A 26,949-nucleotide genomic window follows, 5' to 3' on the forward strand; every position below is an offset into this window, starting at 1 on the left:
CGTGCCGGCTCCGACCGAAGGGTGACAGTGCACCGCAGCGAGGAGGACCCGAGATGAAGTACGTCGCGATGATCTACGGCAACCAGGCCAAGTGGGAGGCCATCCCGGCCGAGGAGTGGCCGGCCGCGATCGCCCGGCAGGACGCGTTCAACCGGAAGTACCAGGCCACCGGGGAGCTCATCGGCGCCTACGGTCTGGCCGACGCGGCCTCCGCCCAGCTGGTGCGCCGTCAGGACGGCGCCCCCGCCGTCACCGACGGGCCGTACCTGGAGACCAAGGAGTACCTGGCCAGCTTCTACCTGCTGGACGTGGAGGACCTGGAGCGGGCCCAGCAGATCGCGGCCGACATGCCGTTCGCCGACACCGACCCGGTCGAGCTCTGGCCGATCCTGCACGAAGCCGCGCCCGAGGCATGACCGTCCCGCCCACCGTCGAGGACCTGCTGCGCGAACTGGCGCCGCAGGTCCTCGGCGCGCTGCTGCGCCGCCACGGCGGGGCCTTCGACAGCTGCGAGGACGCCGTGCAGGAGGCCCTGCTCGCGGCCGCCCTCCAGTGGCCCGCCGAGGGCGTGCCGGACAACCCCCGCGGCTGGCTGGTCACCGTCGCCAACCGGCGGCTGGTCGACCTGGTGCGCAGCGAACGGGCCCGCCGCGACCGCGAGGACCGGGTGCTGCTCGCCACCCCGCAGTCTGCCCTGCTCGCCCCGGCCGCCGATGCCGACACCGCCGGGGACGACTCCCTCGCCCTGCTCTTCCTCTGCTGCCACCCCGCGCTCTCCCGCCCCAGCCGGGTGGCCCTCACCCTGCGCGCGGTCGGCGGTCTGACCACCGCTCAGATCGCCGCCGCCTTCCTGGTGCCCGAGGCGACGATGGCCCAGCGGATCAGCCGGGCCAAACAGGCCGTCCGGGAGAGCGGCGCGCGGCTCCGGATGCCCACCCCCGCCGAGCGGGACGAACGGCTCGGCGAGGTCCTGCGGGTGCTCTACCTGGTCTTCAACGAGGGCTACACCGCCTCCGGGGGCGAGGAGCTGACGGCGCCGGACCTCTCGGCCGAAGCGATCCGGCTCACCCGCCTGCTGCTACGGCTGGCCCCGGACGAGACCGAGGCCGCCGGGCTGCTGGCCCTGATGCTGCTCACCGAGGCCCGCCGGCTGGCCCGCACCGGCCCCGCCGGCGAACTGGTGCCGCTGACCGATCAGGACCGCTCCCGCTGGGACGCCGCCCTGATCGCCGAGGGCACCCAACTCCTGGCCCGCACGCTGCCGTCGGGCCGGGTCGGGCCGTACCAGGTGCAGGCCGCGATCGCCGCCGTGCACGACGAGGCGGCCGACGTGGCCGCCACCGACTGGCCCCAGATCCTCGTCCTCTACGACCTGCTGACCCGGCTCGACCCCGGCCCGATGGTCAGCCTCAACCGCACCGTGGCCCTCGCCGAGGTGGCCAGCCCCGAGGCCGCCCTCGCCGAACTCGACGCCCTCGCCGCCGACAGGCGCCTCACCCGCCACCACCGCCTCCTCGCCACCCGCGCCCACCTCCTGGAGCGCCTCGGCCGCGACGCGGAGGCCGCCGAGGCGTACGCGGAAGCCGCCCGTCGAACCACCAGCGCCCCGGAGCAGCGGCATCTCCGGGACAAGGTCATGCGTCTGGGGGCGCGAGGAACTGCGCGAGGCGGAAGAGAGTGACCCAAGTGCCGGGTACGGAAGCTCAGTTGCAAGTGAACATCCGTACCCGGCACACGGGTCAGTGTCTTCCGCCTCGCGCAGTTCCCCGCGCCCCCGGGATCACCACCCTGCCGTGCGCAGCCGCCGCGGTGCCGCCATCCCCAGCAGCGCCACCGCCAGGACGGCCGCCACCCCGCCGAGCACCGTGCGCGCCGCGAAGTGGTCCAGCAGCACCCCGCCCAGGAACATCCCCAGCGGCACCCCGAGCATCAGCACCGTCATCGAGGCCGCGATCACCCGCCCCCGCACCTCGTCGGCCACCCGCTGGAAGACCAGCAGGTCGAGCATCACCCGCAGGGCCGGCACGCCCAGGGCGAGCAGCACCAGCGCCGCGAACAGCACCACCGGGGACGCGCTGACGTACGGCACCAGCAGCACCGGCACCATCGCCCCGCTGACCAGCAGCGCCAGCACGCCCGGCCCGAACCACCGGTGCAGCGGCCGGACCAGCAGCGCGCCGAGCAGGCCGCCGACCGCCTCGCCCGCCAGCACCAGGCCGGTCCCGGTGGTGCTCACGCCGTTGTCCCGCAGCAGGACCATGACCGGCAGCAGGGTGGTCGACCCGGCCAGGTTGATCAGTGCGATGACGCCGAGCACCGAGCACATCAGCCGGTTCCGCCCCAGCTCCCGGAGGCCGTCCAGCATGCTGCCGCCCTTCTCCCCGCCGGCACCCCCCGGGCGGCCGTCGAAGCGGACCAGGCAGGCGGTGGCCAGGGCGTAGAGCGAGGAGAGTGCGGTGGCCACGAAGGGCACCGCCCGGCCGAGGCCGAGCAGCAGGCCGGCCAACGGCGGTCCGAGCAGCGAGGCGCCGTTGACCCGGACCTCGTCCTGGGTGAGGGCCTGGCGCAGCTGGCTCGGCGGCACCACCGAGCGGACCGCGAGCATCCGCACCGGCCCGGCGTAGGCGACGGTGGCGCCGAGCACGGCGGCCACCAGCAGGACGTGCGGGACGGTGAGGCGGCCGAGCCAGAGGGCGGCCGGGACGCTGAGGGTGGCGAGCACCCGGACGGCGTCGCTCACGATCAGGATCACCCGCCGGTCCCGGCGGTCGGCCAGCGCGCCGCCGTGCAGGCCGAGCAGCAGCGAGACGGTGAACTGGACCGCGCCGAAGGCCCCGGCCAGCGTCGGGGAGCCGGTCATCGCGAGCAGCAGCAGCGGGTAGGCGGTGTCGGCCACCATCGTGCCGAGCATGGAGGCGGCGGCGCCGCTCCAGAGCGCCTGGAAGCGCCAGTTCCGCCGCAGCGGCACCACCGGCTCCGGCTCGGTCCCCGCCCCGCGTTCGACCTGAAGCGCAGTCATCGCACCCACCCCGTTCACTCACTGGCCACCATTCACGTTCGAGTGAACGATTGCAGAGGCGTGACCGTTTGCGCAAGGGTTGATGCTCATGGGTTAATGACCGCATGGTGGAGCAACTGACGGAGCGTGAGGTCACCGACGTGGCGACCCTCAAGGCGCTCGCCGACCCGGTCCGGATCGCGATCATGAACGCGCTGTACCGGCGCGAACCGCAGGAGCTGACGGTCAAGGAGATCGCGGCCGCACTGGACGAACCGCAGACCAAGCTCTACCGGCACATCAAGCAGCTGGAGCAGACCGGTCTGATCCAGGTGGCCGGCACCCGGCTGGTCTCGGGCATCACCGAGAGCCGCTACCGGCTCGGCCAGAAGTCGCTGAAGATCTCCCCCGGCGTGTTCGCGGGGGACTCGGCCGAGCGGCCCGAGGCACTCCGGGCCATGCTGGCCACCCTGGACCTGGTCCGGGAGGACTACCAGCGGCTCTACCTGGCCGGGCGGCTCGGCCTGCCCACCACCGACCCGGCGCAGCCCGCCTCACCGGGCCTGTTCAGCCACGTCGGCCTGCGGGTGCGCCCGGAGCGGGCGGTGGAGATGCGGGACCGGCTGCGCGCGGTCATCGACGAGCTGATCGCGGAGGGGAACAGCACCGACCCCGACGCGGTCGAGGTCACGCTGATGAGCCTCTACTACGCCGTCAAGCCCGATCCCGCGCCCGAGGGCTGACCACGGGTCAGACGTAGCGCTCCAGGATGGACGATTCTGCGAGCCGGGAGAGCCCCTCGCGGACCGAGCGGGCCCGGGTCTCGCCGACGCCCTCGACGGTCTGCAGGTCGTCGATGGAGGCGGCCAGCAGCTTCTGCAGGCCGCCGAAGTGCTCGACCAGGCGCTCGATCACCGTGTTCGGCAGGCGCGGGACCTTGGCAAGCAGGCGGTAGCCGCGCGGCGAGACGGCCGAGTCCAGCGACTCGGGGGTGCCGGAGTAGCCGAAGGCCTTGGCCACCGTCTGGAGGTCGAGCAGCTCCGCGTGGGTGAGCGCCTCCAGGTCGGCCAGCACGTCGGTGACGGTCTTGCCGCGCTTGGCGGCCCGCTCCGGGAAGTAGTCCCGGGCGACCAGCTCGCGCTCGGGCTCGACGCCCGCGATCAACTCGTCCAGCTGGAGCGAGAGCAGGCGGCCGTCGGTGCCGAGCTCCAGCACGTAGCCGGCGATCTCGGCGGCGATCAGGCGGACCATCTCCAGCCGCTGGGCCACGGCGGTGACGTCCCGGACGGTGACCAGGTCCTCGATCTCCAGGGCGGAGAGGGTGCCGGCCACCTCGTCGAGGCGGAGCTTGTAGCGCTCCAGGGTGGCCAGCGCCTGGTTCGCCCGGGAGAGGACGGTGGTGGAGTCCTCCAGCACCCGGCGGGTGCCGTTGACGTACATGGCGATCAGGCGCATCGAGTGCGAGACCGCGACCACCGGGTAGCCGGTCTGCCGGTTGACCCGCTCGGCGGTGCGGTGGCGGGTGCCGGTCTCGTCGGTGGGGATGGTGGAGTCCGGCATCAGGTGGACGCCCGCCCGGACGATCTTGGTGATGTCCTTGTCCAGCACCACCGCGCCGTCCAGCTTGCACAGCTCGCGCAGGCGGGTGGCGGTGAACTCCACGTCCAGCACGAACCCGCCGGTGGAGATGGCGTCGACGGTCTTGTCGAAGCCCAGCACGATCAGGCCGCCGGTGTTGGCCCGGAGCACCCGCTCCAGCCCGTCGCGGAGTCCCGTGCCCGGGGCGATGGCACTGAGGGAGGCCCGCAGCAGGGCCTCCTCACGGGAGGACTTGTCCGCCCGGTCGCTGGCTGCCACGTGACTCCTCCGGTAGACCCGGACCGCTCGGCTTGGTGCCCGGCGGTCTTGTCTCTCGTTATTGCATTACTGCATTGATGCTTCTGCCGATTAAACAGGGGAAAGTCTAACGGCGTGCGGCAATAACGGGGTCTGGGTCAGATGAGTTCGTCCGAGTCGACCGGCTCCCACCCCTCCATCAGCTCGTCGGGGTAGGCCGCGACCGGGGCCTGGCGGGCGGTCTGACGGGTGCTCTGCCTCGGGGCCGGAGCGGCCGCGGCGCCCCCGGCCGCGTCCGCCTTCGGCTTCGCGGAGGCCCGGCGGCGGCCCGGAATCGCCCGCAGCGCCTCGCCGATGTCGGAGACCTCGACCACCTTCATGCCCGGCGGCACCTTGCCCGGGTCCGGCGGGACCAGGGCGTGGGTGAAGCCCAGCCGGTGGGCCTCGGCGAGCCGCCGCTGAACGCCCGTCACCCGCCGCACCTCGCCCGCCAGGCCGACCTCGCCGATCGCCACCAGGTTGTTGGGCAGCGGGGTGTCGGTGGAGGAGGAGGCCACCGCGAGGGCGATCGCCAGGTCGGCCGAGGGCTCGGTGAGCTTCACCCCGCCGACGGTGGCGGTGTAGATGTCCTGCTTGCCGAGCTTCACCCCGCCGTGCCGCTCCACCACCGCCAGGATCATCGCGATCCGGGGGGACTCCAGACCGGAGGTGGTCCGGCGCGGGGAGGGGATCTGCGAGTCCACCATCAGCGCCTGGACCTCGGCCACCAGCGGGCGCTTGCCCTCCAGGGTGACCGTCAGACAGGTGCCCGCCACCGGCTTGTCACGGCGGGTCAGGAAGAGGCCGGACGGGTCGGCCAGGCCGACGATGCCCTCGTCGTGCAGCTCGAAGCAGCCCACCTCGTCCGTCGCGCCGTAGCGGTTCTTGACGCCGCGGATCAGCCGCAGCCGGGCGTGCCTGTCCCCCTCGAAGCTCAGCACCACGTCGACCAGGTGCTCCAGCAGGCGCGGGCCGGCGATCTGGCCGTCCTTGGTGACGTGGCCGACCAGCAGGGTGGCCATGCCGCGCTCCTTGGAGACCCGGATCAGCGCGTTCGCCACCTCGCGGACCTGGGCCGGGCCGCCGGGGGCGCCGTCCAGCTCGGCGGAGGCGATGGTCTGCACCGAGTCCAGGATCAGCAGGCCGGGGTTGACGGTGTCGATGTGGCCGAGCACCGCGCCGAGGTCGGACTCGGCGGCCAGGTAGAGGTGGTCGGAGAGCGCGTTGATCCGGTCCGCCCGCAGGCGGACCTGGCCGGCCGACTCCTCGCCGGTGACGTAGAGCGTGCGGTGCTGCGCGGTGGCCGCCTTGGCCGCCACGTCGAGCAGCAGGGTGGACTTGCCGACGCCGGGCTCGCCGGCCATCAGGACCACCGCGCCGGGCACCAGGCCGCCGCCGAGCACGCGGTCCAGCTCCGGCACGCCGGTGGAGCGGGCCGTCGCCACCTGCCCGTCGATCTGCCCGATCGGCTTGGCCGGCGAGCTGACCGGCCCGGCCGCCGTGGTGCGGATCGGGACCGCGCCGTACTCCTCGACCGTGCCCCAGGCGTTGCACTCCGGGCAGCGGCCGACCCACTTGGGCACCACGTTCCCGCACTCGGTGCAGCGGTAGGCCGGGCGCGGCTTGGCGGTTGTCTTGGTACGGGCAGCCATGGCCCACACCGTAACGGCTGCCACCGACAGCCGGGGGCGCGCAGCGGGACACGGGGGTGCGCGGAGGTGACGGTGCGGCTGGTGTTGTTACCCGAAAGAAGTACAAGGCGCCCGAATCCGCACCGGCGCACGGGCCGGTGCCTAGCGTCGGAAGGGTGTCGACTTCCCCCACGCCCCAGGCCGCCGGCACCGGATCGACGGCCGCAGCCTACGACCACTACGCCGACGGGCTGTTCACCTACTGCCTCTCGGTGCTCTGCGACCACGACGCCGCGGTGGCCGCCGTCCGCGAGGTGCGCGACCTGGCGCTGCGTCACGACGCCCGGCTGGGCGCGCCCGAGCTGCGCCGCGCCTGGCTGTACTCGCTGGCCCGGCACTGCTGCCTGCGCCGGATGACCGAGGGCCAGGACGGCGGCGCACCGCCCGCCGGGGGTGCCCCGGTCAGCCGGGAGCACCGCCGCGAGCTGGCCTCGCTGGCCTGGCCGGAGGGCGCCGGGACGTCCCCGGAGCAGCGCGAGGCGCTGGAGCTGGCGGTCCGTCACCGGCTGGCCCCGGCCGAGGTGGCCGCCGTGCTCGGGCTGCCGGGAGCGGAGGCGGACGGTCTGCTGGCCGCCGCCGAGGCCGAGGTCTGGCGGACCAGGGTGGCGCTGCTGGTGCTCGGCGTGGGCAGCTGCCCGGTGCTGGCCGAGCTGGGCGGGGCCGGGGCGGAGCACTGGCGGGAGTGGGTGCTCGGCCCGGCGCTGCGCCGGGAGCTGGTGCGGCACGTGGTGGAGTGCCCGACCTGCCGGGGCACCGCCGAGCGGGTCTCCGGCGAGCTGGACTCCGGGCTGGCCGCGCTGCCCGGGCTGCCGCTGCTGCGCGCGCCCGAGGTGCTGCGGGAGCGGCTGGTGGTCCGGCGCCAGGCCGGGCCGGAGGAGGAGACGCTCCGCTTCGACCGGCAGGGCTTCCCCCGGCACCGGGCGCCGCGCCGGCTGCGCGGGCCGGCGGTCCGTCAGCGGGTGGTCACCACCGGCGTGCTGGCGGCGGTGCTGACCGCGCCCGTGGTGGCGCTCTGGGGCGCGCACCGCGGTGCGGACGGCGGCTCCGGTGCGGCGGGCTCGGTCTCCTCGGTCCGGGTGGAGACCCCGGCGCCCGGCTCCGCGCCGCACGCCCCCCAGCCGGCCTCGGACCGGGGCCCGGCCCCCGAGCCCGGCCTGGCGCTGGCCGGGGCGGTCACCGGCGCCGCAAACGGGGCCCCGGGCGGGGCCGGGGCGGAGGGCGCAGAAACGTTGCTCCCGTCGGTGCTCGGGCCCGCCGTCCCGGTGCCCTCGCGGAACGCGGTACGGCTCGACCGCACCACGCCGCACCTGGAGACGCCCACCCCGGCACCCCCGGCGGCCCAGCAGGGCGGCGGGCAACTGACCGTCGAGGCACAGGAGTTCGGCGAGCGCACGGTGATCACCCTGGTGAACACCGGCTCCATCGCCCTGCACTGGCGGGCCGAGAGCGACGCCCCGTGGCTGCGCCTCAGCCGGGACTCCGGCACCCTCGAACCCTCCCAGCGGATCACCCTCACCGTGACGGTCGATCAGGACCTCGCCCCGCAGCACCCCTGGCGGGCCCGGATCGCCCTGCCCCCCTCCCAAGCCGTCGTCACCCTGGAAGGCGGCCCGTCCGACCGTGGCGTCCCGACCCAGCCGAGTTCCCCGGCCCCCTCGTCCTCCGCGACACCCACCCAGACGCCCGGCGGGACCCCCACCGCCGAGCCGACTGCGACGCCCACCCCGTCCTCCACACCGACGCCGACGCCGTCCGGCTCTCCATCCGCCGACCCGAGCCCCGCGCCCTCCCCGTCCGACACCCCGTCGCCGACGGTGACCCCGGGCCCGGCCTGAGCCGCGGAGACGGCCTGCCCGTCAGCCGGCCCGTCAGCCGGGCGGCTGCGCCGTCGGGTGGCCGTCGTGGAGTCCGGCGAGCATCTCCTCGCGCAGCTCGACCGGCAGCACGGCGGGCTCGAAGTCCCCTCCGCCGATGCCGAGTTCGGCCAGCCTCCGGCGCAGGTCGCGCTCGGCCGGGCGGGCCGCCGGATCGGGCGGGAGCGGGAGGAAGCCGAGCAGGAAGTCCAGCAGCACGAAGTAGTCCGGGCCGCTGAGCAGCTCGTCCCGCCAGACCGGCCACACCGGCTCCGGCGGGGCGGCCGGAGGCTCGCCGTGGTGAGCGCTGAGCGGCAGCAGGAGCACCCCTCCTCCGCAGGGCTCGCCGGCCCGGACGGTGACCCGGACCAACCGCCCGTCGGCGCGCAGCACGCCTTCGTACGGCTCGTCGGCGTACGCCGCCCCGTCGGTGGACCGCGGGTCGGACGGGGCGGCGGCGATCAGGTAGCGGGCGGGGCGGGCACCGCAGGTGAGGGTGCCGATCAGCGAGGAGTCCAACTCCTGCACGGTGGCCGAGACCGCGGGGCCGGCCGCCGGGAGCTCCAGGACCCAGGGCTCGGTCCGCAGGTCGAGCCAGGCCCGGGAGTACGGGCCACCGTCCTCCTCCGGACGGTGGCGGCCGAACCGGCCGAAGCCGCCGACGTGGCCCGGGTCGGCCTCGTCCAGCACCTCCGGGTAGAGCAGGCGGTAGCCCTCCACCAGGGAGTGCCCCCAGCTCCAGGCCTCGGCCGCCGTCCGCCGGACCGTCCCGGGGTCCACCAGTGCCGGATTGCCCATGCCGCCGCACTCCCCGCTTCCGGACATACCGTCATGAACCGTACGGTCCGGATGCTATGCGCCCGACCCGCCCCCGGCACGGCGGCACGCGAGGCCTGGCCCGGGCCGGGCGCGGCAGAAGGTGAGGCCGGGCGCGGCAGGAGGTGAGGCCGGGGGCGCGGGGAACTGCGCGGGACGGAAGAGAGTGACCCGTGTGCCGGGTACGGGCCTTCACTTGCAAGTGGCTGTCCGTACCCGGCACACGGGTCACTCTCTTCCGCTGCGCGCAGTTCCTCGCGCCCCCGGGGTGACCACCAACCGCGCGCCCACGCGGCGCAGCCGCACATCAGCACAGCCCCGCGCCCCCGCAGGGGTCAGAAGGAGCGCCGCGTCACCAGTTCGGCCAGGGCGAGCAGGTCGTCCGCGGCCGACGGGTCGGGCACCGCGTCGGCCAGGTGGCCGATGGCGGCGGCCATCCGTTCGCAGGACTCGCCCTGGGCCCAGGCGCGGCCGCCGGCCCGGTCCACCGCGTCCGCCGCCTCGGCCAGCTCCTCCTCCGTCAACGCACGCTCCACCGCGTAGAGTTCGGCCAGCCGGGCGCCCGCCTCGGTGCCCGAGCCGAGGGCGAAGACCACGGGCAGCGACTTCTTGCGGGCCGCCAGGTCGGCGCCGACCGGCTTGCCGGTGACGGCCGGGTCGCCCCAGATGCCGATCAGGTCGTCGATCAGCTGGAAGGCCAGGCCGATCTCGCGGCCGAAAGCGTCCAGCGCCTCGGCCGCCTGCTCACCGCCCCCGCCGTACAGCGCGCCGACCGCACCGGCGCAGCCGAGCAGCGCGCCGGTCTTCGCCTCGGCCATCTCCAGGCACTCGGCGAGCGTCACGTCGGTGCGCTGCTCGAAGGCGCAGTCGGCCTGCTGACCGGCGCACAGCTCGACCACGCAGTCGGCCAGCCGCCGGATCGCCGCCGGGGCGGCCGGGTGGCCGTCCTCGGCCAGCACCCGCAGGGCCAGCGAGTGCATCGCGTCGCCGGCAAGGATCGCCTCGGTGATGCCGAAGGCGCGCCAGGCGGTGGCTCGGTGACGTCTGGTCAGGTCGCGGTCGATCACGTCGTCGTGCAGCAGGGTGAAGTTGTGCACCAGCTCCACCGCGGCGGCCGCTCCGACGGCGACCGACGGGTCGGTGCCGCCGACCGCCTGGAGGGCGGCGAGCACCAGGGCCGGGCGGATCGCCTTGCCCGAGCCGGTGTCGGAGGGCGTGCCGTCCGCCTCCCACCAGCCGAAGTGGTATCCGGACACCAGCCGCATCGAGTCCGGCATCGAGCCGATCGCGGCGCGCAGCGCCGGGTCCACCACCGCCCGGGAGCGGGCCAGCAGTTCGGCGGCCTCGGAGCCCTCCTGGCTGCCGCCGGCGCTTCCGTTCCCCGTCCCGCTCCCCGCCCCGTTCCGCTCCAGCGCGAAGATCCCCATCGTGCCCTCCCCCAACTCTGTCGGTTGCCTCGTACGAACGGAGCCGCCGGACCACCGGCCGGCGGCCGGCGGCTAGCCGCGGTGCGCCACGTCGACGTTCTCCAGGACGCCGACCGCGTCCGGGACCAGGACGGCCGCGGAGTAGTAGGTGCTGACCAGGTAGGAGACGATCGCCTTCTCGCCGATCCCCATGAAGCGCACGTTCAGCCCGGGCTCGACCTCGTCCGGGATCCCGGTCTGCCGCAGGCCGATCACGCCCTGCTCCTTCTCGCCCACCCGCATGGCCAGGATCGAGGTGGTCTGCTGCGGGCTGACCGGGATCTTGTCGCAGGGCAGGATCGGCACCCCGCGCCAGGTGGTCAGCAGCGTGCCGTCCTTCTCCCGGGCCGCCGGGTACAGCCCGCGCCGGTTGGCCTCGCGGCCGATCGCGGCGATCGCCCTCGGGTGGGCCAGGTAGAACCTGGTGCCCCGGCGGCGGCTGAGCAGGTCGTCCATGTCGTCGGGGGTGGGCGGGCCGGAGCGGGTGGTGATCCGCTGCTCGTGCGCCACGTTGGCCAGCAGGCCGAACTCCGGGTTGTTGACCAGCTCGTGCTCCTGGCGCTCGCGCAGCGCCTCGATGGTGAGGCGGAGCTGGTGCTCGGTCTGGTTCATCGGCTGGTTGTAGAGGTCGGCGACCCTGGTGTGCACCCGCAGCACCGTCTGGGCCACGCTCAACTCGTACTCGCGGGGCCGGAGTTCGTAGTCCACGAAGGTGGTGGGGATGACCGGCTCGCCGGAGTGCCCGGCGGCCAGCTCGATGGCGGCCTCGCCGCGCTTGTTGACCGGCCGGGCCGCCGCCTCGCGGTGGGCGCGCAGCTGCTCGCGCAGCCCGGCCGAGCGCTCGGCCAGCTGCCGGAAGGCGTCCAGCGGGAGCGCCAGCACGGTGCCGGCCGTGGTGGCGGTCACCGTGTAGGGCCAGTGCGGCTCGTCCTGGGCCAGCGCCTCGTCGCCGACCGGGTCGCCGTCGGCGGCTCCGCCGAGCGCGGTGGTCTCGCCGTACCTGCCGGTGCCGGTCCGCCGCAGCTTGCCGTGCGCGACCAGCAGCACCTCGGTCACGGGCCGGCCGGCCTCGGCCAGCACCTCGCCGGGCTCGACCCGGCGCTGCACGCAGCGGTCGGCCAGCTCGGCCAACGGCCCGTCCTCCGGGAAGCCGCGCAGCACCGGGAGTTCGCGCAGCGAGGGCGGCACCAGCCGGACGGCGGCCCCGGCCTGCTCGAAGGCGACCCGGCCGCGGCCGGCCAGGTACGTCAGCCGCCGGTTCACCCGGTAGGTCCCGGCCTGGACCTCCACCCAGGGCAGTGCCCTGAGCAGCCAGCGGTCGGTGATCTCCTGCATCTGGGGGGCGGACTTGGTGGTGCTGGCGAGGGTGCGCGCCGCCTCGGTGCCGAGGCTGGAGCGCGCCTGATCCGCCCCGCGCGCGGCGGGGATTCCCTGCTGGATCTCGGTGGTCATCTGCGACCCTTCCGCGGGCACGACGAACGTGGACGTGGTGGCACCCCATGGTGCTGCGCGATCGGACGCCCACGGTCCGGTCCGGCGGGCCCACTCACCCGAACTGATGACAGTTCAGGCGTTCGAGCCCCTTCGGCACCACCACTGTGCTCCGCGCGCCCCCGTCCACGCCGTCCCCGGAAGATTTCACCTGCCGGTAACCTTCGCCGACGCGCCCCAGCACCCCTCCCCGGCAGGGGTTTTGACCCTCCGTCCACTCCCGGGTCGACGCGCGTCACGGATCGGCTGCCACCCCCCGTTCACCCGCTTCGAACGGGGCGCTAAGGTGCCACCACAAGGGCGCGACCGATGGCCGTTCTGGCCACCCTCACGCGGACGCCCTCTCCCTTTGCCGTGCCCTCCTGCCCCACCCCTCCGCTTCGCCGTGCCCTCTTGTCGCGCCCTCTCCCCGGGAGACCTCCGTGAGCGCCCCCGTCCGCGTCTGGCTGAACCGCACCTACGCCGAGAACGTCTTCTTCATCGACCTGCTCCGGGCCGCCCCGGTCGAGGTCTTCGCCACCCACGTGGACACCGACTCCCCGGTGCTGGCCGCCGCCGACCACGGCCTTCCGGAGCCGGACGGCCTGACCCCGGAGGCGTACCTGGAGTTCGCGCTGGACTTCTGCGACCGGCACCGGATCGACGTCTTCCTGCCCCGCCTGCACCAGGAGGTGGTGGCCCGGCACCGCGCGGAGTTCGCCGCGCTGGGCACCGCCCTGGTCTGCCCGCCCGCCGAGGGCATAGCCACCTTCGCCGACAAGGTGGACGGCTACGTCGCGATGGCCGCCGCCGGCCTCCCGGTGCCGCCCTGGTACCGCGTCCGGACGGCCGGTGAACTCCTGTCCGCCGTCGCCGAGTTGGAGGAGCTGGGCGAGCAGCCCTGCCTCAAGCCGGCCAGCGGGGCGGGCGGCGAGGGCTTCCGCACCATCACCCGGGAGCCGTTCAGCCTGCGGCAGTTGAACGGCTGGCCGAGCGGCAGCGTCCAGCTGGACCAGCTGGCCGGCGCACTGGCCGCCGCACCCGGCTCGGTGGACCTGCTGGTGATGCCCTACCTGGCGGGCCCCGAGGTCTCGGTGGACTGCCTGGCCGACCAGGACGGCCGCCTGCTGGCCGCCGTCGGCCGCACCAAGACCGGCCGCCGCCGGGGCTTCACCACCGACCCGGCCTACCTGGAGCCGGCCCGCCGGCTGGTGGAGACCTTCGGCCTGTCGTACCTCTCCAACGTGCAGTTCCGCCACTACCGCGGCACGCCGGTCCTGCTGGACATCAACACCCGGCCCTCCGGCGGGCTGCACCAGCTGCGGCTGTGCGGGCTCAACCTGCCGCTGGCCGCCGTACAGCTCGCGCTCGGCGCCAGCCCGGTGCTGCCGCTGGTCGAGGATCTGCTGGGCACCGACTACGCGCTGGTCTCCTCGGTCCAGCCGGTGCTGCCCGCAGCCGCTCCCGCTCCCGCCGTGGCGGCCACCGCCGCCCCGGTGCCGCGGCTGGTGGCGATGGCCTGACGGCCGCGGGCCCGGCCTCCGGTCAGGTCGGGCCGCTCCAGTCCAGGGTCGGCGGGAGCACGCCCTCCAGGGTGAGCAGCCAGCGCTTCACCTCCACGCCGACCTGGCCGCCGCCGAAACCGCCGATCCCGTCCGAGGCCACCACCCGGTGGCAGGGCACCAGCAGGCAGAGCGGATTGGCCCCCATCATCTTGCCGACAGTGCGGGCGGCGGCCCAGTCGCCCTCGTCCAGCTCCTCGAAGGCCCCGCTGCGGGCGGCGAGTTCGCCGTAGGTGACGGTCTTCCCGAACGGGACCTCGCGCTTGAGCGTCTCCAGCACCACCCGGTGCGGGCCGGTGGCGAAGCGCCAGTCCAGCGGCAGCTCCAGGTCCCGCCGGTTCCCCGCGAAGTACTCGTCGACCCGGGATCGCACCAGCGCCACCCGCTGCTCGTCCGCGCACTCCGGCAGTCCGGCGGGCAGCCCCGCCACCGCGTCGCCGTGGTACGAGACCGCCGCCACCCCCTGGTCGGTGACGGCCAGCCGCACGGGCCCGCTCGGCAGCGGCGTCGGGACGGTCACCCACGAGATCGACATGCCCGCACGCTACCCGCCCGGATCCCGCCGCGTCCCGGCTTCGTCAGAGGTCCGGGCTCCGTCAGAGGTGCCGGTCCAGGTAGTCGGCCAGTCGGCGGGACCACCTGGCCTGTGCCTCCTCCCCTTCCTCCGCGGCAGGCGCCGGCCGGCCCTCGGAGAGCGCCCGCAGGGTGCGCGCCAGGCGCGCGGCGTCGTCGTGGCTGAGCATCACCAGTGCATCGGTGTGTCCGATGGTGACGGAACCGGGCATGGCGTCCTCCTCGGTGCAGACCCCCGCCTCCCACCGTACGCCGGGTCCCCACGCCCTTCCCGCGCGTCGGCGGCCGCCTCCCCGTACCCGCTCAGGTATCAAGAGAAAGGCCACCAAATCGGTACATAAGGAGCAGCCGCATGCCGGTCCTCGCCCCACTCCTCACCCCACCGCCGATGCTCACCGCCGACGGCTCCGCCCTGATCACCGAGATCGAGGCCTACCTCCACTCGCTCCCCGCACCCGTCCGCCTCGCCGTCCCCCGCGTCTGCCCGCTCGGCAGTGTGCTGCGCCCCTGGCACACGGGCTTCCCGCTCCCCGCCCCCACCCTGCTGGACCGCCTGCTCCGCAGGACCGCGCGGCCGACCCCCGTCAGCGTCGCCGACCACCTCGCCCTGACCTCCCGTTACCTGACCACCGCCGGCTGGGTGCAGGGCACCATGTGGGACGCCCGGGGCCGGGTCTGCCTGCTGGGCGCGCAGGCGGCGGTGCTCGCGCACGGCTTCGGCACGGCGGTCGAGGCGCGGCGCGGACGGGTCCAGGTGATGGAGGTGCTGCACTCCGACGGACACTGCGTCAGCTCGCCCGACGAGTTCAACGACTCCCCTGGTACGAGGCTCGCGGACGTCCACCGCGTGCTCGGAAGGGCCGAACTGCGCGCCCGTACACTCGGTATCTGAGCCGCGTCGGCAGACCGGCCGGCCACCACGGAGGGAGCACCCAGCGATGAGCCAGGCCGTGCGCAGCGCCGCCGTCCAGGACGAGAAGAGCCGCCGCAAGCAGATGTGGCTGCGGGCCAGTTTCTACATCGCCGGGACCCACCTGTTCGCCGGGTTCGTGATCCTGCTCTTCGCCCTGGGCAACCGGCACTGACGGTCCGGGCCCGCCCCGCCCGGGCCCGCGCCGCTACCGGTAGAGCGCGTCGAGCAGGAAGGCCCCCAGGGCCATGCCGGCCAGCAGCGCGCAGATCACCAGGTTGACCACCTTGTGCTCCCAGAACACCGCGACGAACTCGCGGATGGTGGCGCTCGGCAGGTAGTAGCCGGCGGTCGGGGCGCCGCGCACCTGGCCGTTGACCCCGGCCCGGCGGGCCAGCATCGCGGCCCGGTAGGCGTGGAAGTTGTTGGTCACCACCACGCAGCGGTAGCCGGGCACCGCCTCGCTCATGATCTTCTGACTGAAGACCAGGTTCTCCTCGGTGGTCCGCGAGCGGTCCTCCTCCCACACCCGCTCGGGCGGAGCGCCGTTCTCGACCAGCCACCGGGCCATCGCGGTGGACTCCGGGACCTTCTCGTCCGTGCCCTTCCCGCCGGAGGCGAGCAGCACCGGGGCCGGCCGCCCCTTCGCCACCTGCCGGTCGTGGACGGCCAGACCGCGCCGCAGCCGGGCGGCCAGCAGCGGCGGCACCCGCTCCCCGTCGATCAGGCCGGCGCCGAGCACCACCACGAAGTCCAGCTCTCCCCGGGCGGGGATCCGGCCGTAGAGCCAGGAGTAGCCGAGGAAGGAGAGGCAGAGGAAGGAGAGGTAGGCCGAGAGCAGCAGCACCGCGACCACGAAGGCCAGGTAGCCGGAGGAGGCGTTCGGCCGTCCGGCCAGCAGCACCAGGACGACCGTCCCGTAGATGGCCAGCCCCAGCAGCAGCGAGAGCACGGTGGCCGGCCGGGCGCCCTCCTTCCGGATCACGGTGACGCCGTTGAGGACGAGGGCCGCCCCGAGCACCAGCACCCCGAGCGCGGGCACCAGCAGCACCGCCGCGTAGACGATCATCGCCGGTGTCTCCGGCAGGTGCCGGGCCTGGGCGAGCAGGGCGGCGGTCAGGCTGGTCAGGGTCAGCCCGAGCAGCACCGCGTTGCGGAACCGCCTCCGGTCCTGCCAGACGCTGGCGCAGAAGGCCAGGAAGAAGACCGCGGCCGGGAGGAAGGCGTACATGCCGCCCATCGTAGGCGGCGGCCCCGCCGCCCCCGCGACCCCGCCTGACACCCCGTCACCGGGACGGCGCCCGGGATCCCCCGAGGAGCCCGGAGATCACGGTGAGGGTGTCAGCGGCCGGCGGGCCGGGCGGTCGGAGCCGCCTGGCCGAGCCGGGCACGGAGGGCGGCGGCGGCCGTCACCGGGTCGTCGGCGAAGAAGTGGATCCGGTGCGCCTCGGCCCGGCGGCCCAGCGGGCGGGTGACGGTCACCGGAGCCGCGAGCTCGACCACGACGTTGGTCTGCGAGCCGGACGGGACCGCGCAGCGGCCGTCGGCCAGGCCGACGGCCCTCTCCTCGTTGTAGTTCCGCTCGGTGTACACGGAGGTGATCAGTCCGAGCGGTATCCGCAGGTCGAAGAAGGCTCCGGAGCGGATCCGCAGCTCGGTGTCCAAGACCACGTGCGGGCGGGTGACCCGGGCGGCGCCGATGGCGGCCACGGCGATCACCGCGTAGACGTCCAGCAGCAGGAACGGCCCGCGCAGCCAGTCCGGGGCACCGACCCCGCGCAGCAGCAACTCGGTGGCGACACCCTCGACCACCACCACGAAGAGGAGGGCCAGCAGCATCCCGCGCTGCTCCCGCTCGTACGGCAGGGCGGTGGCGCCCGGCGGGACGCCGTGCCGGCGGCGTCGGGCGAGCAGCCAGAGGCTCTGCATCCCCCGGAGGTCGAACAGGGCCAGCCGGCGCAGCACGCGCAGCGCACCGGCCCGCCCGCCCTCCTGCGCACCCCCCTCGACCCCGGTCCCGGTACCCGTCTCGACACCGTCCATCAGCCCTCTCCTCCCAGGAGTGCGAACAGCCGTCGGATCACGGCCAGTTGGGCGGGCGCCAGTTCCTCCGCCAGCGCGGCCGGCAGCTCCTCGCCCAGGGTGCGGCCGGCCATCAGCTCGGCCATCACCGGTGGCAGGTGCGCCACCAGCTCCTCGGCCAGCCGGCCGACCTCCGGGTCGTCCGGCGCCGCCCCGGCCAGCGCGTCGAGGCGCCGGTAGAGCGGGAGCAGGTCGGCGTTCCCGGCCAACGGGCGGATCATGTCGAGGAGTTCGGCCCGCTGCTCGGGCCCGCCGGCGGTGTGGACCAGGGCGAACACGTCGCGGTCCAGTGCGGCGAAGGGCGAGCCCTCGACGGGGAGCGCGGCCAGCACCTCGGCGAGCTCCGGGTCGACGGCGCTGTCCGGGTGCAGCTCCTCCTGAGCCAGCAGGGCGGCCAGCCGGGCCCTGCGGTCGGCGATGGCCTGCTGCTGTCGGGCCAGGTCACGGTCCAACTCGGCGAGCACCTCTCGCAGTTCGCGCCCCCGGTCGTCGGCCAGCACGTCCCGGATCTCATCCAGGGAGAGACCCAGCTCGGCCAGCCGGCGCACCCGGGCCAGCTCGACGGCGTCCCGCAGGCCGTACTCACGGTAGCCGTTGGCCCGCCGCTCGGGCTCGGGCAGCAGGCCCTGGTGGTGGTAGTGCCGCACCGTCCGGGTGGAGACCCCGACCAGGGCGGCCAGTTCGCCGATTCGCATGGCTCCATGACACACCTTGCCGCTACGTCAAGGTCAATCCGCCGCTCCGGCGTCGCACAACGCCACAGCCGACAGACTTGCGCCCTACCTGTCGAGATTTTGCACGTTTCCATGGACTTCATGCAGCGTCGCGCCTAGTCTCTCCCTCGCTCGGCCGTCGTCCCCCACCCACGACCCAGCGAGGCCCCCTCATGCAGCCACCCACCGTCCGCCGCCTTCGCGGGCCGGTCGCCGTCCTCACGGCGGCCGCGCTCTCCACCGGCGCCCTGCTCGCCGTCACCGCGGCCCCCGCGCACGCGGCCGCCGTCCCCACCCTCTCCCCGCTCGACGTTCCCGGCCGGGGCGCGACCGTCCCGTTCAAGGAGCAGGAGGCCGAGTTCGCGGCCACCAACGGCACCGTGATCGGCCCGGAGCGGCGTTACGGCACGCTCCCCTCGGAGGCCTCCGGCCGCCAGGCCGTGACGCTCAACTCGCCCGGCCAGTACGTGGAGTTCACCCTCGCCGCACCCGCCGACGCGATGAGCTTCCGGTACTCCCTGCCGGACTCGGCCGACGGCCGGGGCCGGGACGCCTCGATCGACCTGCTGGTCAACGGCAGCAAGCTCAAGGACCTCCCGGTGACCTCCAAGTACGGCTGGTACTACGGGGGTTACCCGTTCAACAACAACCCCGGCGACACCAACCCGCACCACTTCTACGACGAGACCCGGACCATGTTCGGCTCGCTGCTGCCGACCGGCACCAAGGTCCGGCTGCAGGTCTCCTCCACCGCGCAGTCGCCCAGCTTCACCATCGACCTGGCCGACTTCGAGCAGGTCGGCCCGGCGAAGACCAAGCCGGCGGGCGCGCTCGACGTGGTGGCCGACTTCGGCGCCGACCCGAGCGGGGCCACCGACTCCACCGCCAAGTTCCAGTCCGCCGTCAACGCGGGCCAGGCCCAGGGCAGGACCGTCTGGATCCCGACCGGCACCTTCACCCTCTACGACCACGTGGTGGTGGACGGCGTCACGCTGGCCGGGGCCGGGCCCTGGTACTCCGTGCTCGGCGGGCGCGACCCGATCAACCGCAACCGGGCGGCCGGCATCTACGGCAAGTACGTCCCGGGCGGCGGCTACGGCGGCGCGGTCCGCCCGCACGAGGCCAACGGGCCGAGCCGGAACGTCACGCTCAAGGACTTCGCCATCATCGGCGACGTCCGCGAGCGGATCGACGACGACCAGGTGAACGCCATCGGCGGGGCGATGAGCAACTCCACCGTCGACAACCTGTGGATCCAGCACACCAAGGTGGCCGCCTGGATGGACGGTCCGATGGACCGCTTCACCATCAAGAACAGCCGGATCCTCGACCAGACCGCCGACGGGGTCAACTTCCACACCGGCGTGACCAATTCGAGCGTCACCAACACCTTCGTCCGCAACACCGGCGACGACGGCCTGGCCTCCTGGCCGGAGCGGGTGCCCAACGTCGGCGACAGCTTCACCCACAACACCGTGGTGCTGCCGATCCTGGCCAACAACATCGTCACGTACGGCGGCAAGGACTGGACCATCTCCGACAACGTGATGGCCGACACCATCTCCAACGGCGGCGGCCTGCACATCGCCAACCGGTACCCCGGCGTCACCTCCGGCAACGGCACCGCCGTGGCGGGCACCATCACCGCCGCCCGCAACACCCTGATCCGGACCGGCAACAGCGACTACAACTGGAACTTCGGCGTCGGCGCGGTCTGGTTCAGCGGCCTCAACGAACCGATCTCCGGCGCCACCATCGCCATCTCGGACACCGACATCCTGGACAGCTCCTACGAGGCGATCCAGACCATCGAGGGCCCCTCCAACGGCATCAGCTTCACCAACGTCACCATCGACGGCGCCGGCACCTACGCCGTCCAGGCACAGGCCAACTCCTCGATGCGGTTCACCAACGTGACGGCCCGGAACATCGCGCAGGCGCCCACCCCGATCCACAACTGCGTCGGCACCGGTTTCCAGATCACCGACGGCGGCGGCAACTCCGGCCTCACCGGCTCGACCTGCACCGGTGTCTGGCCGAACCCGCAGTTCACCTACGGCGGCCGCCCGTCCAACGGGACCAACCCGACGCCGACCCCGACCCCGACGCCCACCCCGACCCCCACTCCGTCGCCGTCCCCCTCCCCCACCACCCCGCCGGCCTGCACCCCGGGTGCGACCGCCAGCAGCACCAACCAGAACTACGGCCCCGCCAACGCGGTCGACGGCAACACCTCGACCTACTGGGAGAGCGCCAACAACGCCTTCCCGCAGACCTTCACCCTGGACAGGTGCACCGCCTCGGCCGTCACCGGCGTCCGCCTCGCCCTGCCCTCCGGCTGGGAGTCCCGCACCGAGACGGTCTCCGTCCAGGGCTCCACGGACGGCACCGCCTGGACCGAACTCGCCTCCGCGCGCGGCGTGGTGATCGCCCCTCAGGGTGAGGTCACCTTCCCGTCGGCCACCGCCCGTTACCTGCGGCTGACCTTCACCGCCAACACCGCCTGGCCGGCCGCCCAGCTCTCCGAGCTGACCGTGCTGACCGGTGCGACCCCGACCACCACGCCGACCCCCACGCCGACCCCGACCCCCACCCCGACGCCGCCCGCCTGCACGCCGAGCGCCACCGCGAGCAGCTCCACCCAGACCTACACCGCCGCCAACGCGATCGACGGCAACCAGGCCAGCTACTGGGAGAGCGCCAACAACGCCTTCCCGCAGACCTTCACCCTCGACCGCTGCTCCACCACCGCCACCACCGGCCTGCGCCTCGCCCTGCCCCCCACCTGGGGCGCCCGGAACGAGACGGTCGCCGTGCAGGGCTCGGCCGACGGCGTGAACTGGACCCAGCTGGCCGCCGCCCAGAGCGTGGCGATCGCCCCGACCGGGACGATCACCTTCCCGTCCACCACCGCCCGCCACCTGCGGCTGACCTTCACCGCCAACACCGCCTGGCCCGCCGCCCAGCTCTCCGAGCTGACGGTCCTCTAACCGGCGCAGCACTGAGCCCCCTGCGGTCGGCGGACCGCAGGGGGCTCAGTGCTGTGCTCAGGAACGCTCGCGCGGCGGAGCGGTGGAGCCCCGGACCACCAGCTCGGGCTCGAAGAGCAGCTCGTCGTGGGTGATCTTCGCGCCGCCGATCTCGCCGACCAGCAGGTCGACGGCGGCCCGGCCCATCGCCTCGATCGGCTGGCGGACGGTGGTCAGCGGCGGGTCGGTGCAGGTCATGAAGGAGGAGTCGTCGTAGCCGATGACCGAGAGGTCGTCCGGCACCGAGAGCCCGGCCCGGCGGGCCGCCCGGACGGCGCCCAGGGCCAGCGGGTCGGAGGCGCAGATCACGCCGGTGACGCCCTGCTTGAGCAGCCGGGTGGTGGCCGCCTGGCCGCCCTCCAGGGTGAACAGCGCCCGCTCGACCTGACTGTCCGGCAGCTCCAGGCCCGCCTTCGCGGCGGCGGCCCGGGCCGCGTCCAGCTTGCGCCGGGACGGCACGTGGTCGGCCGGGCCGAGCACCAGGCCGAGCTTGCGGTGGCCGAGCTGCTTGAGGTGGCCGATGGACTGCTCCACGGCCACCGCGTCGTCGCAGGAGACCCGGGCGAAGTCCAGGCCGTCGATGGCGGCGTTCAGCAGCACGGTGGGCAGGCTGCGCTCGGCGAGGCGGTCGTAGTGGTCGTGCGGGGCGTCGCCCTGGGCGTAGAGGCCGCCGAAGAAGACCACGCCGGAGACCTGCTGCGCCAGCAGCAGGTCCACGTAGTCGGCCTCGGAGACGCCACCGGCGGTCTGGGTGCAGAGCACGGGGGTGAAGCCCTGGCCGGCCAGCGCGCCGCCGACCGCCTCGGCGAAGGCCGGGAAGATCGGGTTCTGCAGCTCGGGCATCACCAGGCCGACCAACCGGGCGCGCTCGCCGCGGAGTTGGGTGGGACGCTCGTAGCCGAGCACGTCGAGTGCGGTCAGCACGGCCTGCCGGGTGGCGTCCGAGACGCCGGGCTTCTCGTTCAGCACCCGGCTGACGGTGGCCTCGCTGACCCCGACCTTCTGCGCCACCTGGGCGAGTCGTCGCGTCATGATGGGAGTGTACGTCGTCCTTCGCAAGCCGTTTGCGCTTTCTTGCGCTGCTGCCCCGGGCGCGTCAGGGGCGCCCGGGGCAGCAGCTGCTCTCGGAGGGATGGGACCTGGAGGGGGTTACGGGTTCACGGTGATGGTGAAGGTGGAGGTGGTGTTCTTGATGTCCTGCGCGTTGCCGCTCATCCGCAGGTTGTTGAAGACCACCGACCCGACCGCCGGGCCCTGGCCGGCCTCGGCCGCCTCGTTGGCCCAGATCCCGAAGCCGGACTTGGCGTCGTAGGCGTCACCGCTCTTCTTCGCCCCGGTGATCGAGATGTTGCTGAACACCGTGTCCTTGACCGGGAACTGCGGCTGACCGCCGGAGTAGTTGGTCTGGAACATGATGCCGTGGTAGGTCGGGTCGACGATGTCCACGTCGCTCACCCGGATGCCCTGGAAGACCTTCGAGGCCGAGAAGACCCAGATGCCCGGGAAGGTCTGCGAGCCCCAGAAGTGGCCGCCGGCCCGGACGATGGAGATGTTCTGCAGGTTGGTCGGGTCGGTGCCGAAGCCGTTCATCGGGTAGCCGAAGTCCAGCGAGCTGATGGTGATGCCCGAGTAGACCAGGGTGTCGGCGATGTGGATGTTGCGGAAGGTGTTGGCGTAGCCGCCGTAGACCGCGACGCCGGCCGCCCGCCAGGTGAGGATCGAGGTCAGGTTCTCGAAGACGTTGTTCTTCTCGTCCGCGCCGCCCGCGTCGATCGCGGAGAACAGCGCGAAGGAGTCGTCGCCGGTGGCCCGGGCCTCGATGTTGGTGATCAGGTTGTCGGTGGAGCCGTTGGTCATGTTGATCCCGTCCGCGAAGGTGTCGCGGATCCGGGAGTTCTTGATGACCATGTTGTCGGTGTTGGCGCCCCAGTAGAGGCAGACCATGTGCTCGACCCAGATGTTGTCGATCACCATGTTGGCGACGTTGGCGAAGTCGAAGACCTTGCCGGGGCCGTCGATCCGCGAGGTGTAGTTGCCGAAGTAGGCGAAGCCGGTGAAGGAGGAGCCGTTGGCGGTCGCCTCGGCCCGGAAGCCGACGTCGGTGTTGGACTGGGTGTCCGGCGCCCGGAAGCGGGTGAACCACGGGCCCGCGCCGACCACCTTCACGGCCTTGCCGTAGACCTGGAACTTGCTCGCGGTCTGGTAGTCACCGGCCGGCAGGTAGACGCCGACCAGCGTTCCGGTGGTGTCCATCCGGACCTTGTCCAGGGCGTTCTGCACGTCCTGGTGGGTGAAGCCGGCCGGGACGGCGTACTTCGCCGGGTCCGGGTTGGCGACGGCCGTGGCCTGCTCCAGGCTGACGAAGTCGATCGCGTACTGCGAGGTGTTCCCCGCGTCCTTCTGGAGCTTGATCTTGCTGCCCGCCGGGACGGTGGTGCCGAGCAGGACGTTGGCCTCGTCGTAGATGTGCCGCGGGCCGCCGGCGCCCGGCGAGTTGCCCGGGGCGGTCTCGCTGCCGTACAGCCAGGCGTACTTGGAGGTCAGGTCGATGGTCTTCAGGAAGGACCCGTTGACGTAGACGCTGAGCGTGGAGTTGATGCCGTCGCCGCCCGCCGCGTCCGGGATGGAGAACCGGGTGACCAGGGTGTTGGTGGGCGCCTTGGTGGTGAACTCCACGGACGCACCGGTGGAGTTGAGCGTCACCGCGCGGCGGCCGCTGGCCTCGCCGGCCAGGTCGCCGACCACCCGGTTGGGCCCGACCAGGGCCGCGCCGCCGGCCAGCACGCCGTCCTCGGCCTCGTAGGTGTCGTACGGCATGTTGGCGCCGCGGCCGACGTAGAGGGACTGGGTGTCGGTGTTGTTGGCCCGCTTCACCGGGAGCTCGTTGGCGTCGTCGGCGATCACCGTCTTCACGGTGTACTTGCCGTTGCCCGCCGTCCAGCTGCCCAGGTTCACCGGGGCCGCGGTGGCACCGGCCGCGATGGCACCGGTGTAGGCGCCGGTCAGGGTCTTCACCACCGCGCCGCTCGCGTCGGCCACGGTGAGGGTGATGGCGTGGGCGCCGCCGGCCGAGGCCACCGTGCCCTGGTTCTTCACCGCCACCGAGAAGTTGACGGCGTTTCCGGCCGCCGGGTTGGACGGCGACCAGCTGACCGGGGAGGCGAGCAGGTCGGAGCTGGCCACCTGGCTGACCACCAGCGGGGCGGCCGCGGTGAAGGAGTTGTTGGTCTCGTCCCGCTCGATCACCGCGTTGGCCTCGTCGACCTTGGCGGAGAGCTGGTAGCTGCCGGCGTTCTGCACCCCGGCGTTGACCTGCACGGTGGTGGAGGCACCGGCGGCCAGCGCGCCGACCTGGGCGGTGCCGACCTTGGTGGAGCCGAGGTACAGGTTGACCGAGCTGGCCGGGGCGGCCAGGTTGCCGGCGTTCTGCACCGTGGCGGAGAGCGTGACGGCGTCGGTCTCCACCGGGTTGGCCGGGCTGGCCGAGGTGGCGGTGACGGTCAGGTCCGGGTTGGGCGCGGGGGTGCCGATCACCTGGAACTCGGCCACCTGGCCGCCCCCGGAGCCGGAGTTGGCGGTGAACTTCAGCTGCACCTCGGCGGCGGTGGCGGAGACCGGGATGGTCACCGTGTTCCCCGAGGGCTGGTCGAAGGCGTAGCTCTTGGCCGCCACCAGCGAGCTGAAGCCGCTCGCCGACTGGTCCCGGCCGAGCACCTCGATGGTCTGGGTCCGGGAGGACCAGGCCGCCGCCGGGTTGAGCTTGACCACCACGGCGCTGACCGAGGCGTTGGAGCCGAGCTGCACCGCCAGGGTGCCGGGCTGGCCGTTGGCCTCCCAGTAGGTGGTCACGTCGTTGTCGTTGGCGTTGGCCGCGACGAAGGTGTGGATCACCGAGGAGGCCGAGATCGGCTTGCCCGCCGCCAGGTTGGTGCCGCCGGTGGTGCCGCTGCGCAGCACCGTGTTGCTCGCGGCCGACTGGTTGCCCGCCGCGTCCTTGGCCTTGACGTAGTACGAGACCGTCTCGGAGTCGGCCCGGCTGTCGGTGTAGGTCAGCACGTTGCCCGCGACACTGGCGCGGAGCGCACCGTTGGCGTACACGTCGTAGCCCGTCACACCCACGTTGTCGGAGGCCGCACCCCAGGCCAGCTTGACCTGCCCGGAGGCCGGTTGGGTGTACGACAGGGTGCCGGGCGCGGACGGCGCCTGGGTGTCGCCGCTCTGGCCGGTGCGGGTCACGGTGTTGCTCGCGGCCGACTGGTTGCCCGCCGCGTCCTTGGCCTTGACGCTGTACGAGACCGTCTCGGAGTCCGGGCGGCTGTCGGTGTAGCTCAGCACGCTCCCGGCGACGCTGGTGAGCAGCTCGCCGTTGGCGTACACGTCGTAGCCGGTCACACCCACGTTGTCGGAGGCCGCACCCCAGCTCAACTTGACCTGCCCGGAGGCGGGTTGGGTGTACGACAGGGTGCCGGGCGCGGACGGCGCCTGGGTGTCGCCGGTGTTCGGCCCGTAGACCTCCAGCTCGGAGAGCTGGGCGGCCGGCCACGCGGTGTTGGCGGTGACGTTGACCCGCAGGTACCGGACGGTGGTGGTGCCGAGGTCGACCGTCACCGCGTTGCCGGTGGCGGGGTCGAAGACCCGGCCGGCCGAGGCGGAGAGGTCGGTGAAGGTGGTGCCGTTGGTGCTGCCCTGGACCGAGAGCGTCTGGGTGCGGCGCTCCCAGCCGGCCGGGAGCTTGAGCACGGCCCGGTTGACCGCGACGGCCGCGCCGAGGTCGACCTGCACCCACTGCGGGAGCGCGTTGTTGGCGCTCTCCCAGTAGCTGGCCTGGTTGCCGTCGCCCGCGTTGGCCGCCACGTAGGTCTGGCTGACGCCGCTGCTGCTGAAGGCCCGGCCGAGCGCCAGGTTGGGGCTGGTGGTCGAGGAGCCGTGCACCTCCAGCTCGGAGATCTGCGCGGCAGGCCAGCCGGTGTTGGCCGAGATCGCCAGCCGGACGTACCGGGTGGTGGCGGCCGGGAAGGTGATCCGGACGGTGTTGCCCGCGCCCGGGTCGAAGGAGTACCCGGCCGAGCTGGCCAGGGTGGTGAAGGAGGTGCCGTCGGCGCTGCCCTGTACCGCCAGCGTCTCGGTGCGGCTCTCCCAGCCCGCGGGGAGCTTGAGCACCACCTCGTCGATCGAGGTGGAGCTGCCGAGGTCGACCTGCACCCACTGCGGCAGTGCGCCGTTGGCGCTCTCCCAGTAGGTGCCCTGGTTGCCGTCGTTGATGTTGGTGGCGGACTGGCCGCCGGTGGTGCTGGAGGCGGAGACCGCCTTGCCGGCGGCCAGGTTGGGGCCGCCGGCGGCTACGGCGGTACCGGGGAGGAGCGGGCCGGCCAGCGCCAGCAGGCTGAGCGTGGCCGCGGTGGCCACCAGCCGGGGGATCGGTGCTCTGGTTCTCACGGGGGTCCTCTGTCTCTGACGACGGGGTGGGGGTGAGGAGTTGAGGGAACCTTGCGCGTGCGGTGGCGACCGGGCCGAGACGGCCATCCGGGCCTCCGGGGAGGGGCGGCGGGCGGAGCGGCACCCGGCCCGATGGCGGGCCGGGCGGAGGGTGTCCGCGCCACGTGCGGATCAGGCGACGCGCAGCCAGACCGCGGTGTCGGTGGGGAGCAGGGCCGGGCCGCTGAGCGGGCCGCTGGCCAGCAGCAGCGTGCGGTGCTCCGGGAGCGGGGCCGGCTCGGCCCCGAAGTTGACCAGGCAGAGCAGGTCGCCCCGGCGGAAGGCGAGCACCTCGCCGGCCGAGGGCAGCCACTCGAACTTGTCTCCGTGCAGGGCGGCTTCGGTACGGCGCAGCTCCAGCGCGGAGCGGTAGAGGGACAGCATCGACTCAGGGTCGGCCGACTGGGCCGCCACGGTGAGCGGGGCCCAGTCGGCC

The 26,949-nt window shown here is 73.4% G+C and carries 21 protein-coding genes and 2 pseudogenes; 9 read left to right on the plus strand and 14 right to left on the minus strand.

Annotation, left to right across the window (positions count from 1 at the left end):
• The first annotated feature begins 53 nt into the window (after positions 1 to 53).
• On the plus strand, positions 54 to 416 hold the full coding sequence (locus tag ACWCYY_RS36655) for a YciI family protein (protein WP_380149563.1): 363 nt from the start codon (positions 54 to 56) through the stop codon (positions 414 to 416).
• Complete coding sequence (locus ACWCYY_RS36660) at positions 413 to 1,681, plus strand: RNA polymerase sigma factor (RefSeq protein WP_449798498.1); 1,269 nt, start codon at positions 413 to 415, stop codon at positions 1,679 to 1,681. Before ACWCYY_RS36655 ends, ACWCYY_RS36660 begins: the two co-directional genes overlap by 4 nt.
• 99 nt (positions 1,682 to 1,780) lie before the next feature.
• Here ACWCYY_RS36660 and ACWCYY_RS36665 read toward each other — a convergent pair whose 3' ends face one another.
• A complete protein-coding gene (locus ACWCYY_RS36665) occupies positions 1,781 to 3,019 on the minus strand; it encodes an MFS transporter (RefSeq protein WP_449798499.1) in 1,239 nt (412 codons plus the stop codon).
• A gap of 104 nt (positions 3,020 to 3,123) precedes the next feature.
• Here ACWCYY_RS36665 and ACWCYY_RS36670 point away from each other — a divergent pair, with 104 nt between their 5' ends.
• Positions 3,124 to 3,741: a helix-turn-helix domain-containing protein gene (locus ACWCYY_RS36670; RefSeq protein ID WP_345282606.1), complete on the plus strand. Its 618-nt coding sequence runs from the start codon at positions 3,124 to 3,126 to the stop codon at positions 3,739 to 3,741.
• 7 nt (positions 3,742 to 3,748) lie between these two features.
• Here ACWCYY_RS36670 and disA read toward each other — a convergent pair whose 3' ends face one another.
• Together disA and radA are read right to left on the minus strand one after the other, a co-directional pair.
• Complete coding sequence (disA, locus tag ACWCYY_RS36675; protein ID WP_345282609.1) at positions 3,749 to 4,807, minus strand: DNA integrity scanning diadenylate cyclase DisA; 1,059 nt, start codon at positions 4,805 to 4,807, stop codon at positions 3,749 to 3,751.
• Positions 4,808 to 4,992: 185 nt separating this feature from the next.
• Complete coding sequence (gene radA, locus ACWCYY_RS36680) at positions 4,993 to 6,525, minus strand: DNA repair protein RadA (protein WP_345282605.1); 1,533 nt, start codon at positions 6,523 to 6,525, stop codon at positions 4,993 to 4,995.
• A 155-nt stretch (positions 6,526 to 6,680) separates the two neighbouring features.
• Here radA and ACWCYY_RS36685 point away from each other — a divergent pair, with 155 nt between their 5' ends.
• Positions 6,681 to 8,399 (plus strand): BACON domain-containing protein, encoded by a 1,719-nt coding sequence (locus ACWCYY_RS36685; RefSeq protein WP_449798500.1) that lies wholly within the window; start codon positions 6,681 to 6,683, stop codon positions 8,397 to 8,399.
• A 33-nt stretch (positions 8,400 to 8,432) separates the two neighbouring features.
• Here the strand turns inward: ACWCYY_RS36685 and ACWCYY_RS36690 are convergent, their stop codons facing one another.
• The 3 genes from ACWCYY_RS36690 to ACWCYY_RS36700 form a co-directional block, all read right to left on the minus strand.
• Positions 8,433 to 9,242, minus strand: coding sequence for a DUF1254 domain-containing protein (locus tag ACWCYY_RS36690; RefSeq protein WP_449798501.1), 810 nt, complete (start codon positions 9,240 to 9,242; stop codon positions 8,433 to 8,435).
• A gap of 326 nt (positions 9,243 to 9,568) precedes the next feature.
• Positions 9,569 to 10,660 (minus strand): family 2 encapsulin nanocompartment cargo protein polyprenyl transferase, encoded by a 1,092-nt coding sequence (locus ACWCYY_RS36695; RefSeq protein WP_345282600.1) that lies wholly within the window; start codon positions 10,658 to 10,660, stop codon positions 9,569 to 9,571.
• A gap of 72 nt (positions 10,661 to 10,732) precedes the next feature.
• A complete protein-coding gene (locus tag ACWCYY_RS36700; protein WP_449798502.1) occupies positions 10,733 to 12,151 on the minus strand; it encodes a family 2B encapsulin nanocompartment shell protein in 1,419 nt (472 codons plus the stop codon).
• A gap of 461 nt (positions 12,152 to 12,612) precedes the next feature.
• Here ACWCYY_RS36700 and ACWCYY_RS36705 point away from each other — a divergent pair, with 461 nt between their 5' ends.
• Positions 12,613 to 13,692, plus strand: coding sequence for an ATP-grasp domain-containing protein (locus tag ACWCYY_RS36705; protein WP_449798503.1), 1,080 nt, complete (start codon positions 12,613 to 12,615; stop codon positions 13,690 to 13,692).
• Between the two features lie 22 nt (positions 13,693 to 13,714).
• Here ACWCYY_RS36705 and ACWCYY_RS36710 read toward each other — a convergent pair whose 3' ends face one another.
• Both ACWCYY_RS36710 and ACWCYY_RS36715 read right to left on the minus strand, forming a co-directional pair.
• A complete protein-coding gene (locus ACWCYY_RS36710; RefSeq protein WP_449798504.1) occupies positions 13,715 to 14,266 on the minus strand; it encodes a methylated-DNA--[protein]-cysteine S-methyltransferase in 552 nt (183 codons plus the stop codon).
• 61 nt (positions 14,267 to 14,327) lie between these two features.
• Complete coding sequence (locus ACWCYY_RS36715; RefSeq protein WP_345282594.1) at positions 14,328 to 14,516, minus strand: hypothetical protein; 189 nt, start codon at positions 14,514 to 14,516, stop codon at positions 14,328 to 14,330.
• 140 nt (positions 14,517 to 14,656) lie between these two features.
• On the opposite strand from ACWCYY_RS36715, the gene ACWCYY_RS36720 reads away from it, so the two are divergent.
• Entirely contained in the window at positions 14,657 to 15,196 is a 540-nt protein-coding gene (locus ACWCYY_RS36720) for a DUF6197 family protein (RefSeq protein ID WP_449798505.1), read from the plus strand.
• Between the two features lie 46 nt (positions 15,197 to 15,242).
• Positions 15,243 to 15,389: a DUF6126 family protein gene (locus ACWCYY_RS36725; protein WP_345282590.1), complete on the plus strand. Its 147-nt coding sequence runs from the start codon at positions 15,243 to 15,245 to the stop codon at positions 15,387 to 15,389.
• A 33-nt stretch (positions 15,390 to 15,422) separates the two neighbouring features.
• Here ACWCYY_RS36725 and ACWCYY_RS36730 read toward each other — a convergent pair whose 3' ends face one another.
• The 3 genes from ACWCYY_RS36730 to ACWCYY_RS36740 form a co-directional block, all read right to left on the minus strand.
• Complete coding sequence (locus ACWCYY_RS36730; RefSeq protein WP_449798506.1) at positions 15,423 to 16,445, minus strand: YdcF family protein; 1,023 nt, start codon at positions 16,443 to 16,445, stop codon at positions 15,423 to 15,425.
• Between the two features lie 110 nt (positions 16,446 to 16,555).
• Positions 16,556 to 17,257, minus strand: coding sequence for a hypothetical protein (locus tag ACWCYY_RS36735; protein ID WP_449798507.1), 702 nt, complete (start codon positions 17,255 to 17,257; stop codon positions 16,556 to 16,558).
• Positions 17,257 to 17,991, minus strand: coding sequence for a MerR family transcriptional regulator (locus ACWCYY_RS36740; RefSeq protein WP_449798508.1), 735 nt, complete (start codon positions 17,989 to 17,991; stop codon positions 17,257 to 17,259). The genes ACWCYY_RS36735 and ACWCYY_RS36740 overlap by 1 nt, the downstream gene beginning before the upstream one ends.
• Before the next feature lie 191 nt (positions 17,992 to 18,182).
• Between ACWCYY_RS36740 and ACWCYY_RS36745 the strand changes: the two are divergent.
• Together ACWCYY_RS36745 and ACWCYY_RS36750 are read left to right on the plus strand one after the other, a co-directional pair.
• A pseudogene (locus ACWCYY_RS36745) lies at positions 18,183 to 20,552 on the plus strand (discoidin domain-containing protein); the annotation flags it as partial.
• An 87-nt stretch (positions 20,553 to 20,639) separates the two neighbouring features.
• Positions 20,640 to 20,999, plus strand: a pseudogene (locus tag ACWCYY_RS36750) (discoidin domain-containing protein); the annotation flags it as partial.
• Between the two features lie 57 nt (positions 21,000 to 21,056).
• Here ACWCYY_RS36750 and ACWCYY_RS36755 read toward each other — a convergent pair.
• From ACWCYY_RS36755 to ACWCYY_RS36765, 3 genes are all read right to left on the minus strand, one after another.
• Complete coding sequence (locus ACWCYY_RS36755; RefSeq protein ID WP_345282583.1) at positions 21,057 to 22,070, minus strand: LacI family DNA-binding transcriptional regulator; 1,014 nt, start codon at positions 22,068 to 22,070, stop codon at positions 21,057 to 21,059.
• 117 nt (positions 22,071 to 22,187) lie between these two features.
• The gene (locus ACWCYY_RS36760) at positions 22,188 to 26,561 is read right to left on the minus strand and encodes a galactose-binding domain-containing protein (RefSeq protein WP_380149560.1); all 4,374 of its coding nucleotides are present in this window, start codon (positions 26,559 to 26,561) and stop codon (positions 22,188 to 22,190) included.
• A gap of 84 nt (positions 26,562 to 26,645) precedes the next feature.
• Positions 26,646 to 26,949, minus strand: a 304-nt coding sequence (locus tag ACWCYY_RS36765) for a DUF3459 domain-containing protein (RefSeq protein WP_449798509.1), incomplete at its 5' end; no start/stop codon positions are given.

It is taken from the genome of Kitasatospora sp. NPDC001664 (assembly GCF_053596675.1).

Coding starts and splice junctions, on each gene's coding strand:
- ACWCYY_RS36655 (WP_380149563.1), top strand. CDS start 54: ATGAAGTACGTCGCGATGATCTACGGCAACCAGGCCAAGTGGGAGGCC.
- ACWCYY_RS36660 (WP_449798498.1), top strand. CDS start 413: ATGACCGTCCCGCCCACCGTCGAGGACCTGCTGCGCGAACTGGCGCCG.
- ACWCYY_RS36665 (WP_449798499.1), bottom strand. CDS start 3,019: ATGACTGCGCTTCAGGTCGAACGCGGGGCGGGGACCGAGCCGGAGCCG.
- ACWCYY_RS36670 (WP_345282606.1), top strand. CDS start 3,124: ATGGTGGAGCAACTGACGGAGCGTGAGGTCACCGACGTGGCGACCCTC.
- radA (WP_345282605.1), bottom strand. CDS start 6,525: ATGGCTGCCCGTACCAAGACAACCGCCAAGCCGCGCCCGGCCTACCGC.
- ACWCYY_RS36690 (WP_449798501.1), bottom strand. CDS start 9,242: ATGTCCGGAAGCGGGGAGTGCGGCGGCATGGGCAATCCGGCACTGGTG.
- ACWCYY_RS36695 (WP_345282600.1), bottom strand. CDS start 10,660: ATGGGGATCTTCGCGCTGGAGCGGAACGGGGCGGGGAGCGGGACGGGG.
- ACWCYY_RS36700 (WP_449798502.1), bottom strand. CDS start 12,151: ATGACCACCGAGATCCAGCAGGGAATCCCCGCCGCGCGCGGGGCGGAT.
- ACWCYY_RS36710 (WP_449798504.1), bottom strand. CDS start 14,266: ATGTCGATCTCGTGGGTGACCGTCCCGACGCCGCTGCCGAGCGGGCCC.
- ACWCYY_RS36715 (WP_345282594.1), bottom strand. CDS start 14,516: ATGCCCGGTTCCGTCACCATCGGACACACCGATGCACTGGTGATGCTC.
- ACWCYY_RS36720 (WP_449798505.1), top strand. CDS start 14,657: ATGCCGGTCCTCGCCCCACTCCTCACCCCACCGCCGATGCTCACCGCC.
- ACWCYY_RS36725 (WP_345282590.1), top strand. CDS start 15,243: ATGAGCCAGGCCGTGCGCAGCGCCGCCGTCCAGGACGAGAAGAGCCGC.
- ACWCYY_RS36730 (WP_449798506.1), bottom strand. CDS start 16,445: ATGTACGCCTTCCTCCCGGCCGCGGTCTTCTTCCTGGCCTTCTGCGCC.
- ACWCYY_RS36735 (WP_449798507.1), bottom strand. CDS start 17,257: ATGGACGGTGTCGAGACGGGTACCGGGACCGGGGTCGAGGGGGGTGCG.
- ACWCYY_RS36740 (WP_449798508.1), bottom strand. CDS start 17,991: ATGCGAATCGGCGAACTGGCCGCCCTGGTCGGGGTCTCCACCCGGACG.
- ACWCYY_RS36755 (WP_345282583.1), bottom strand. CDS start 22,070: ATGACGCGACGACTCGCCCAGGTGGCGCAGAAGGTCGGGGTCAGCGAG.
- ACWCYY_RS36760 (WP_380149560.1), bottom strand. CDS start 26,561: ATGGCCGTCTCGGCCCGGTCGCCACCGCACGCGCAAGGTTCCCTCAAC.